10 protein-coding genes are annotated in these 9,669 nt (G+C 72.2%); 3 read left to right on the top strand and 7 right to left on the bottom strand.

Annotation, left to right across the window (positions count from 1 at the left end):
* Positions 1 to 800 (top strand): HD domain-containing protein (locus VFW24_17860; protein ID HEX5268635.1); only part of this gene is annotated, 800 nt, incomplete at its 5' end.
* Here the strand turns inward: VFW24_17860 and VFW24_17855 are convergent.
* From VFW24_17855 to VFW24_17845, 3 genes are read right to left on the bottom strand one after another with little or no spacing between them, the layout of a single operon-like run.
* Positions 734 to 1,459 (bottom strand): cytochrome b/b6 domain-containing protein, encoded by a 726-nt coding sequence (locus VFW24_17855; GenBank protein HEX5268634.1) that lies wholly within the window; start codon positions 1,457 to 1,459, stop codon positions 734 to 736. The genes VFW24_17860 and VFW24_17855 overlap by 67 nt on opposite strands.
* The gene (locus tag VFW24_17850) at positions 1,440 to 2,171 is read right to left on the bottom strand and encodes a molybdopterin-dependent oxidoreductase (GenBank protein HEX5268633.1); all 732 of its coding nucleotides are present in this window, start codon (positions 2,169 to 2,171) and stop codon (positions 1,440 to 1,442) included. Before VFW24_17850 ends, VFW24_17855 begins: the two co-directional genes overlap by 20 nt.
* Positions 2,172 to 2,226: 55 nt before the next feature.
* A complete protein-coding gene (locus tag VFW24_17845) occupies positions 2,227 to 3,102 on the bottom strand; it encodes an Mrp/NBP35 family ATP-binding protein (protein ID HEX5268632.1) in 876 nt (291 codons plus the stop codon).
* A 16-nt stretch (positions 3,103 to 3,118) separates the two neighbouring features.
* On the opposite strand from VFW24_17845, the gene VFW24_17840 reads away from it, so the two are divergent.
* Both VFW24_17840 and VFW24_17835 read left to right on the top strand, forming a co-directional pair.
* Positions 3,119 to 3,838, top strand: coding sequence for a helix-turn-helix domain-containing protein (locus VFW24_17840; GenBank protein HEX5268631.1), 720 nt, complete (start codon positions 3,119 to 3,121; stop codon positions 3,836 to 3,838).
* A complete protein-coding gene (locus VFW24_17835) occupies positions 3,721 to 5,022 on the top strand; it encodes a cysteine desulfurase family protein (protein HEX5268630.1) in 1,302 nt (433 codons plus the stop codon). Before VFW24_17840 ends, VFW24_17835 begins: the two co-directional genes overlap by 118 nt.
* Positions 5,023 to 5,056: 34 nt before the next feature.
* Here VFW24_17835 and VFW24_17830 read toward each other — a convergent pair whose 3' ends face one another.
* From VFW24_17830 to VFW24_17815, 4 genes are all read right to left on the bottom strand, one after another.
* On the bottom strand, positions 5,057 to 6,397 hold the full coding sequence (locus VFW24_17830; protein HEX5268629.1) for a CocE/NonD family hydrolase C-terminal non-catalytic domain-containing protein: 1,341 nt from the start codon (positions 6,395 to 6,397) through the stop codon (positions 5,057 to 5,059).
* A gap of 1,351 nt (positions 6,398 to 7,748) precedes the next feature.
* Complete coding sequence (locus VFW24_17825; protein HEX5268628.1) at positions 7,749 to 8,642, bottom strand: hypothetical protein; 894 nt, start codon at positions 8,640 to 8,642, stop codon at positions 7,749 to 7,751.
* 8 nt (positions 8,643 to 8,650) lie between these two features.
* Complete coding sequence (locus VFW24_17820) at positions 8,651 to 9,133, bottom strand: cytochrome c-type biogenesis protein CcmH (protein ID HEX5268627.1); 483 nt, start codon at positions 9,131 to 9,133, stop codon at positions 8,651 to 8,653.
* Positions 9,130 to 9,669, bottom strand: a 540-nt coding sequence (locus VFW24_17815) for a TlpA disulfide reductase family protein (GenBank protein ID HEX5268626.1), incomplete at its 5' end; no start/stop codon positions are given. The genes VFW24_17820 and VFW24_17815, both read right to left, overlap by 4 nt.

Raw genomic sequence — 9,669 nt, 5'->3', positions numbered from 1 at the left:
TCCCGGACGACCACCAGCGCACCCGGCTGACCCACGCCCTCGAGGTGGCCCAGGTGGCGGTGGCGGTGGCGCGGGGGTGCGGGCTCAACACGGCCCTCACCGAGGCCATCGCCCTCGGCCACGACTGCGGCCACGGACCGGGAGGCCACGCCAGCGAGGACGCCCTCAGCGTGTTCCTCGAGGAGCGCTTCGATCACGCCGTATGGGGCGCCGACGTGGTGCTTGCCCCGCTCAACCTGACCGACCAGGTCCTCGACGGGGTCCGCAACCACAGCTGGTCCCGGCCGGCGCCGGCCACGCCCGAGGCCGAGGTCGTCTCGTGGGCGGACCGGTGCGCCTACAGCGCCCACGATCTCGAGGACGCGGCCCGGGCCGGGATCGTCACCACGGACATGCTGCCTGCCGTCGTGACCGAGCAGTGCGGCCGCACCCGCTCACAGCAGCTGCGCACGTTCGTCACCGACCTCGTCGAGACCATCACGACCACCGGCGTGGTCGGGATGTCCGAGCCCCGCGCCGAGGCGCTGGCCGCCCTACGGGCGTTCAACTACGAGCACATCTACCTCCGGCCCGCGTCGCGGGCCCAGGCCCAGCTGGTGGTCGAGGTCCTGCGCGCCCTGGTGGACTGCTTCTCGGACCGTCCGAACCTCATCCCCGATGCCGACCACGCGCCGGCGGGGACCGCGGACGCAGTGCGGCGCGCCGTCACCTACGTCGGGGGGATGACCGACCGCTACGCCTTCCGCTGCGCCGTGGCCCTGCTGGGCTGGGACAGCTCCCGCCTGCCCCGGGGGATCTGAGCGGCCCGCTCGGCGGGAACGGCGCCGTTCTTCCGATCCCCGCCGTCGTGGACCTCGTCGAGCCAGGCGGGGGCGTGGCGGCGGGCCCAGCGCCTGCTGATCCGGCCGGTGAACATCGACTTGAGGGCGTCGCGATGGGTCAGGGCAAAGGTGACGTGCCCCGCCACCACCACGAAGATGGCCGTGGCCAGGACGTCGTGGACGAAGGTGGCGCCGGTCCGCCACGAGACGGGAAAAGGCCCGAACCACCGCAGGATCGCCCCGGTCCCGAGCATCACCACGATCGACCCGGCCACGAACACGGCGTTGAGCTTCTGGCCCGGGTTGAACTTCCCCATCCGCGTGACGCCCTGACGCCCGAGCGTGCGCAGCCACCGCAGCTCCTGATCGCTCCACCGGGAGAAGCGGCGGACGTCGGCCCGCAGGCGCCGGCCCCAGGGCCCGACGAGTGACGCCACCAGCGGCGCCGGCAGGGCCACGCCGGTCCACGTGTGGATGTCGGCCACCAGCGCCCGCCGGCCGATGATCGAGGAGACCGAGCCGAGGTAGAGCGGCACGGCCGTCAGCATCAGCACCGCGAACATCGCCGCCGTCGTCCAGTGCAGGATGCGCTCGAGCAGGTCGAAGCGCGCCAGATCGTCAGCCGATCGGCTGGTCACTGCGGCCGTTCGAGCGTCCGACCCACCCGTCGACGTCGTAGCCCTCCTGCTCCCAGTAGCCGGGCTCGACCTGGTTCACCACCCGGATGCCGGACAGCCACTTGGCCGACTTGTAGCCGTACATCGGCGCCACGTAGAGCCGGGCCGGGCCGCCGTGGTCGCTCGAGATCGGGCCGTTCTCGAACCGGTAGGCCACCATGACGTCGGGACGCCGGGCCTGGTCCATGGTGAGGCTCTCGGTGTAGACGCCGTCGTAGGAGTCGAACGCCAGCGCGGTGGCACCGGGTCGCACTCCCGCCGTGTCGAGGAGGTGGGACAGCTGCACGCCGTCCCAGCGCACCCCGGGCACGCGCCAGCCCGTGACGCACTGGAAGTCCTTGACGAGCTTGGTCCGGGGCATGGCCTCGAGATCGGCCAGGGTGAGGTCCAACGGCTGGTCGACCAGGCCGGTGACCTTCAACCGGTAGGAAGCCGCCGGTATCGACGGCAATCCCGGCGTCACCGAGTAGATCCGAAACCGGTCGGCTCCCGGGATCAGGGCGCCGAAACCCGTTCCCGCCACGGGGGAGATGCTGCGCACGGCGGCGCCCACGCCCCGCTGCAGGTAGGAGCCCACCAGCACCCCGACCCCACCCAATCCCACCATCCCGAGGAACACCCGCCGGCCCACGGGCACGGTCTCGCTCCGGGCGGCGGTGGGGGTGGCGGTCACGTTACGAAGATACGGTCCTGGCCCCCGAAACGGTTGGCGCCCCCGCCGGCGGTCGTCAGCGGATCTTGAGCTCGGAGCGGTAGATGCGGGCCGGTCCCATCTCCGCCACCCTCTCGGCTACGGCCGAAAAGGCCTTCGACGCCTCGCCGGAGGGGTCCGTGGCCGTCACCGGCGCACCCTGGTCCCCGCCCTCGCGCACCGCCGGCACCAGCGGGATCCGGCCGAGCAGGGGGACCTCGAGGCCGTCGGCCAGCTCCTGACCGCCGCCGGCACCGAACAGCTCGTAGCGCTTCCCGTCGTCACCGGTGAACCAGGACATGTTCTCGATGACCCCGCGCAGCGGCAGCTTGAGCTTGCGCGCCATGTACGCGGTCTTCTGCGCCACCCGCTGGGCCGCCGACTGGGGAGTGGTCACGACGAGGAACTCGCAGCGGGGCAGGTACTGCGCCATCGAGAGGGCCACGTCCCCCGTGCCTGGCGGCATGTCCACGAGGAGGTAGTCGGGCTCCCCCCAGGCCACGTCGACCAGGAACTGCTCCAACGCCTTGTGCAGCATCGGTCCCCGCCACATGACCGGCTGGTCCTCACCGACGAAGAACCCCATCGACACGCAGGTCACCCCGTAGGCGACCGGAGGGATGATCTGCTCGTTCTCTATCGCCGGGCGCTCGGTCAGGCCCAGCATCCGCGGCACCGAGTACCCGTACACGTCGGCGTCCAGGATCCCGACGCCGTGGCCCATGGCGGCGAGGCTGACGGCCAGGTTGACCGTCACCGAGGACTTCCCCACGCCGCCTTTCCCCGAGGAGACGGCCAGCACCCGGGTCCGGGATCCGGGCGTCATGAACTGGTTGACCCGCCCGGCGGGCCCCGCCATCCGCTGCTCGTTGGGCTGGTGCTGCTCGGCCATGAGGATTTCCCCTGTCTGCATAGGTACAATACCGACCGTGGCGCAGGCTCAGACCGAGCGCATCCTCTCCGACGCCGAGTTCTCGGCTGCGGTGGCGGCGGTGACCTCGGCGTTCGGGGACCCGACGCGACGGGACATCTACCTGTTCGCCCGCAGCGAGAAGGGCGCCACCGCCACCGAGGTGGCGGAGCACTTCGACCTCCACCCCAACGTCGCCCGCCACCACCTCGACAAGCTGGCGGCCGGGGGCTACCTCGAGGTCGTCCTCGACCGGCCCGGAGCCGGTGGGGCGGGCCGGCCCTCCAAGCGCTACCGCTCCACCCCGGGAGGCTCGGGCCTGGAGCTCCACGTGAAGAGCGACGACCTCATGGTGAGGCTGCTGGGCAACGCCTTGGGGCTGCTCCCCCCGGACGTGGCCCAGGCCATGGCCGAGCAGGTGGGTGAGGAGTACGGCCGCTCCCTGGCCGAGCACATGGCGCCGGGAGAGGGCCAGCGCTCCCTGCGGTCCGCCCTCCAGGCGGTGGCCGAGGCCCTGACCGCCCACGGCTTCGCCGCCCACGCCGAGTCCCGCTCGGGGACCCTGGCCATCATCTCGGACCTGTGCCCGTTCGGGGACACGGCGGTCCAGAACCCGGTGATCTGCGCCGTCGACCGGGGCATGGTCCGGGGGATGCTGGCCGGTCTCTACGGGGACACCGCCCCGACCACGGAGGCCAACCGGGCGCAGGGCGCCACCGCCTGCGTCACCGTCGTCTGACCGATCCGACGGCCGCCGGCGCCCTCGCCGCGGCCCACCGCCACTACCTGGACCACGCCTCCACGTCTCCGGCGCGCCCCGAGGTGGTCGAGGCCGTGGCCGCCTGGCTGACCGGCCCGGCGGCGGCCGACCCGGCCCGGGTCCACACCGAAGGCCGGATGGCCCGGGTCGCGCTCGAGGAGGCCAGGGAGGCGGTTGCCGCCCTCGTCGGCGCCCGATCCCGGGAGATCGTGTTCACGAGCGGCGCCACCGAGGCGATCAACGCCGCCGCATGGGGCGCCTGCCGGGACCGGCCGGGAGCCGTGCTCTGCGCCGGCGTCGAGCACTCGGCCGTGCGGGACGCATCCGGGCGCATGGCCCCTGTGGTCGAGGTGCCCGTCGACCGGCTGGGCCGGATCCACCCCCAGGCGGTGCTCGACTCCGGGGCGCGGGCCCGCTCCGAGCACGGGGCCGTGGCCCTGGTGCACTGCCAGTGGGCCAACCACGAGGTCGGCACCGTCCAGCCCGTAGCCGAGGTCGTCGAGGCCGCCCACTCCCTTGGTGCCCTGGTCCACGTGGACGCCGCCGCCGGGTGCGGCCACGTCGATGTGGACTTCGGGGCGTGCGGCGCCGACCTCATGTCGGTGTCCGCCCACAAGCTCGGGGGCCCGAAGGGCGCCGGCGCCCTGGTGGTGAGGCGGGGGCTGCGCTTCGACCCGTTGGTCGTGGGGGGTGACCAGGAGCGGGCCCGCCGGGGCGGCATGGAGAACGTTCCGGCGCTGGTTGGCTTCGGCGTGGCGGCGACGAATCTGGCTGCCGCCGGCCTCGGGGCCGAGTCGGACGCGGCGGCTGCTCGGTCGGCCCGGGTGCTGGACCTCGCTCGGGAGGTGGACGCCGTCGAGGTCTACGGAGATCCCGTCGCCGGTCCCGACCACCGGGCGCCGCACATCGTCTGTCTCGGCGTGGGGGGCGTGGAGGCCGAGGCGGTGGTGCTGGCCCTCGACCAGGCGGGGATAGCCGTCCATTCCGGATCGGCCTGCTCGTCGGAGTCCCTGGAACCCTCCCCCGTGCTGGCCGCCATGGGCGTCGACGCCGACCGGTCCGTCCGGGTGTCGGTCGGCTGGTCCACCACCGACCCCGACATCGACGCCCTGGTGGCGGCGTTCCCCGACGTGGTCGGCCGGCTCCGGGCGCTGGGGGCCTGACGGCAGTCCCGGGAACCGGACTCCGCCGGCCGGCTCAGCTCACCGTCGCCTGCCCGAAGTGGACCACCGTGACACCGCTCGCCGACACCAGCGTGACCTTCGTCTGATAGCTGCCCGGACCGGCCCACGTGTGGGTGCCGTTCACGACGTACCACCCGCCTCCGGCGTAGGACACCGTCCCGGAGCTCACCGTGCCGTCTCCCCAGTCGACCGTCGCCTGGTAGCTCCCGGCCAGAGTCGAGGAGGTTCCGACGAAATTGCCTACCGCCGACGAGAGCTGTGATCCGTGCCTGGCCGACAACTTGTACGCGGCGCCGAACGTCGCCAGGTCGGTGGTGGGCAGCTTGAGCGACGCGCTGTCGATGGTCGTGATGGCCGGCAGCAGGTCGGCCTGATAGGTGGGGGCGTCGTCCCCCGTGATCTCCAGCTTCAGCACCTCGCCGGGCCGGAGCGACCAGGCGGTCATCGGCACCTCGTAGGTCACGGTCGTGTCGGTAAGGCCCAGCGAGACACCCGCCAGCCGGTACGGGCCCGTTGAGATCAGGGTCTGGGTACCACCGTCCTCGACCCACAGACGGGCGTCGAGCTGCGCGTCCACCCCCGTCGTCCTGACCTTGAGGGTGATGACCGGCGCCCCGAGGAGCGTGCTCGCGCTCGTCACCGGCCACGTCCAGGAGGCGACGTTGGCATCCTGCTGAACGGCCATCCGGGGACACGAGGACTGATTCACGTTCCCGAGGGCAGCGGATTCGGACCCGGCCGCCAGGTTGGTGGTGGTCCGGGCCTGCGTGCTGCTGAGGGTCCAGGTTCCCGTCTCCAGGGCCGCAAGGGTCCCCGCCGCCGCCTCGGTCAGCCCACCACCGGTGTTGGCGCCGCATCGCATCAGATAGGCGCTCTCGTTGCTCGACCCTGTCGACCCACCGCGTCCGAAGGCGGCCGCCAGAAAGGCGTTTCCGCGGTCGGCGAAGTCATTCAGGAGGTCCTGCGGGTTTCCGGCGGGAGAATGCCCCACATCTCCCCAGACGACGGAGATCGGATAGGCCGGATCGTGGGCCTTGGCCTCCTGGTACATGAGTTGGGCCTGGACCGGAGTCATGAGGCCGTCGTCCAGGCCCTGGAGAACCAGGATCGGGACGTCGGAGTCGAAGCTCAGGTAGTAGCTGATGGGTGACTTCTCGGCATCGGCTTGGAACAACAGCGTCGACATCGCCGAACCGAGGTTGGTGCCCGCCGCTGTGGTCACTGTGTTCAGCTGTGCCTGCAGGTCCGAGAACCAATCGGACCAGTCGCTCGTGGGGTCACTCCTCGGCGGGGCGGAGAAGGCGCTGCTCTGGCCCGAGGTCTCCAGCAGATTGATCCAGGACTGGCGTGGCACTCCGATGGGAGACGTGTCCTGGGTGTACGGCTTCGGGCCGGAGCGCCGTTGAGCCCGTCCGAGGCCGTACCGTTCGGGACGAGAGCTCCCCCCAGACTGGCCCAGCCCGACTGGGGCACAACGGCAGCGACATGGAGGGGGGTCCCGGATGGGCTCGTCCAGCTCATATAGCCACCCTTCCTGCCTCCACAGGGATCAGGTCCGTTGGCCGGGTCCCAGAGTCCGCCGCACACGGTCCGGTCGTTGAGCACCGCCATCTCCCATGCCAGGCCTCCTCCCATCGACCCGCCCGTGACGGCAACGGAGGAGGGATTGACCGCCCCTGCATCGACCAGCCTCCCGATGAGCCATTGGAGGTCACGCGGGCTGTACCGGACGTCGTCGAAGGTCATCCAGTAGTGGCGGCCATCGGCGGTGCAGGCCGTCGGCAGGCCGGAGGCTGTGCCGTTGGAGGAGTCGGCCGGGCCGCAGGACAGATTGAAGCCGCGTTGCTCGAAGAACAGGGTGGCGTAGCCCTGCTCCGCCCACGAGACGTTGTTCCAGCCCCCGGCGTCGGTCGCTGCCAGCATGACCGACGGGTTGCTCCCGTATCCGCTGTTCTCGGAGATGAGCGGCAGCCGACAGGGCGAACCCTGCGGGACGGTCAGATAGACCTGCAGCGGGACGCCGTCCCACGACGCCACGTGGCCCGACCAGATTGTGTACGAGAAACCGGTGTCGGGCGTCGTCTCGGTCGCCGCCGTCAGGCCGAGGTTCGTCAGATTGGCGGTGACGTCGGTCGGACACGGGCTGGGAGCGCCGGTCGTGGCGGCTGCGGCCGTCGATTCCGGTACAGCGAGCACCGAACTCACCGACAGAAGTGACGCCCCCGCGATCAGGTAGGGACCAACCCTCATTCCACGCTCCCGCCGTCTTGCGTCGCGCTGGCCCGCCGTCAGGGAGCGCGTGCGGGACCACCTCGCCCCGCGCCCGCCTTATCGGCCAGCGTCGTTGATCCATTAGCGCTCAGGACGCGCCGGAGCGTTTCCGCGGAAACGCTCCCGTGCGCATTCGAGGGGCGGCGGGGAGAGCTACCCCCTCCACAGAAATCTCCGCCGTATTCGACGATTCACATACGGCACGCTGTTTTGCGCGAGGCGTGTTCGCACCACCTCGCGGCGCGCGTGTCGTCCGTCGATCTCACCGCGCCACGGGGCAACCCGGGTGCAATGTGTGCCCGAACACCGGTCATACTCGAACTTTCGAATACGACACACGAAATTGTTCTTCGCGGGGTCGGGGAGGAGAGAGCCTCGGTTGCACGCGGCCCCGTTGTTCGCCGACCTGCCCGCCCGTGATGTTCCCGCGGGCGTCAGCCGCCGGCGCCCCCTGCCGCCTGCGCCGCCTCCTGGCGGGCCCGGGCCAGCACGGGCTCCACGGCCTTCTTGACCGCCGGCGAGGGAGAGGACCCGAGGTAGGCGGTGAGCTGGGGGATGGCCGCGGTCGGATTGTGCAGGTCGTCGAGGAGGATCAGCCCGAGGAAGAAGTGAGGGTCGGGGTAGGCCGGGTCGGCCGCCTCGGCGGCCCGCTCCTCCGCCACGGCGGCGCTGATCAGCGTCTTGTTGTTCTGCACGTCCCCGGACAGGCGGAGCAGCCACCCGCTGTACGCCAGGGCCTCGGGCTGGTTTGGCTCCACCGTCAGCACGGCCTGGTAGAGGCGGAGCGCCATGGCCTGGTCGCCGGTGGACATGGCGTGCCGGGCGGCCACCAGCTCCTGCGCCGGCGCGGGCGGGACGTTGCCGGAGACGGTCTGGCCGGGCTGGCGTGAGCCCGATCCCCCGACCACGAGGACCAGCCCTCCCGCCACCACCAGCGCGGCGCCGGCGGCCGCCACCGCGATCCTCAGGCGCCGGCGGGTGGGCCGGGGGCGGGAAGGCGCGGCGGCGGGCGGCGTAACGGCGGCCTCGTCGCCCTCCGAAAGGCGAGGTTCGGAGGCAGCAGCGGGTTCGGCAGCAGCGGGTTCGGCAGCAGCGGGTTCGACAGCCGCGGGTTCGACAGCCACGGCCGGCGCCGGCAGGGACCCGAGCCGGCGCAGGACCTCCGCGGCCCGGACCGTGTAGTCGTCACGAAGGGCCCGGTAGTCGGAGTCGGGCAGGTCGCCGCCGGCGTGCTCGGATTCGATGTCCCGCAACGACTCCAGGAGGCGGTCCCGCTCGGCCTCGAGGGCGGAGCGGTCCTCCGGGGACCCGTCGGGGGGGGTGGTCACGGGATAGGTCACCGGGCCTCGCCGAGGGCGCGCCGAACGAGGTCCTCGTCGCCGGCGTCGGGAGCCCGGCCTGAGGGTGAGGGGCCGGCCGCGGACGCACGCCAGCGCCGCAGCGCCCACGCCGCCGCCAGCAGAGCCGCCACCGCGGCGATGACGGGGAGCAGCCACACCAACCCGCCCACGCCCCGGCTCGGCGGCCGGAGGAGGATGTCGGGCCCGTAGCGGCTGACGAGGAAGGCCTCGATCTGGGGGCGCGACTGGCCCTGGACCAGGCGCTGGCGGATGGCGGAGCGGACCGCCACCGCCGTGACGTCGTTGGACTGGGCGGAGTTGAGGTCGGCGCAGGACGGGCAGCGCACCTCGGCGGCTATGGCGCGCACCTGCTGGTCGACGGTGGGCGGCGGCCCGGAGCGGGACACGCCGATCCCCAGGCCGACTCCGAGGACCACGAGCAGCAGGACCCACGGGGCCCAGGCCCGGAGGCGGGTCACTGGCCCGACCGCAGGGTGCGGCTCATCACGCCCCGGAGGTAGCTCACCTGCGAAGCGGTCACCGGGCCCAGCACCTTGGCCACGACCGTCCCGTCCGGGCTGACCAGATAGGACTCGGGCGGGCCACGGACGCCCCAGTCGAGGGCCAGGGCCCCCTGCGGGTCGGCGATGGCGGGCCAGTGGGCCCCGCCGCCCCGCAGGAACCGGAGGGCGTTGGCGGAGCTGTCCTGGAACACGACGCCGACGACGTGCACGTCAGACGACATCCCGATGAGGTGGGGCTGCTCGGTGTGGCACGGCCCGCACCAGCTGGCGAAGAAGTTGACCAGCACGAACTCCCCCCGCATGGTCGCCAGGTCGACGGTCGTCCCGTCGAGCCCGGCCCCCCGGATGGCGGGGGCTGCCCGGCCGAGCAGGGGGCTGGCCGCCTCGGCCACCTGGGCCGGGGGCCGGGTGGCCAGCACCGCCACCAGGGCGGCGACGGCAACGGCGACGCCGAGGGCGATGAGCCGTCTCACCGGACCGGAACGGGGACG

It is taken from the genome of Acidimicrobiales bacterium (genome assembly GCA_036273495.1).
Lineage (GTDB): Bacteria > Actinomycetota > Acidimicrobiia > Acidimicrobiales > JAJPHE01 > DASSEU01.
This window is presented reverse-complemented; position numbering and strand designations above follow the sequence as displayed.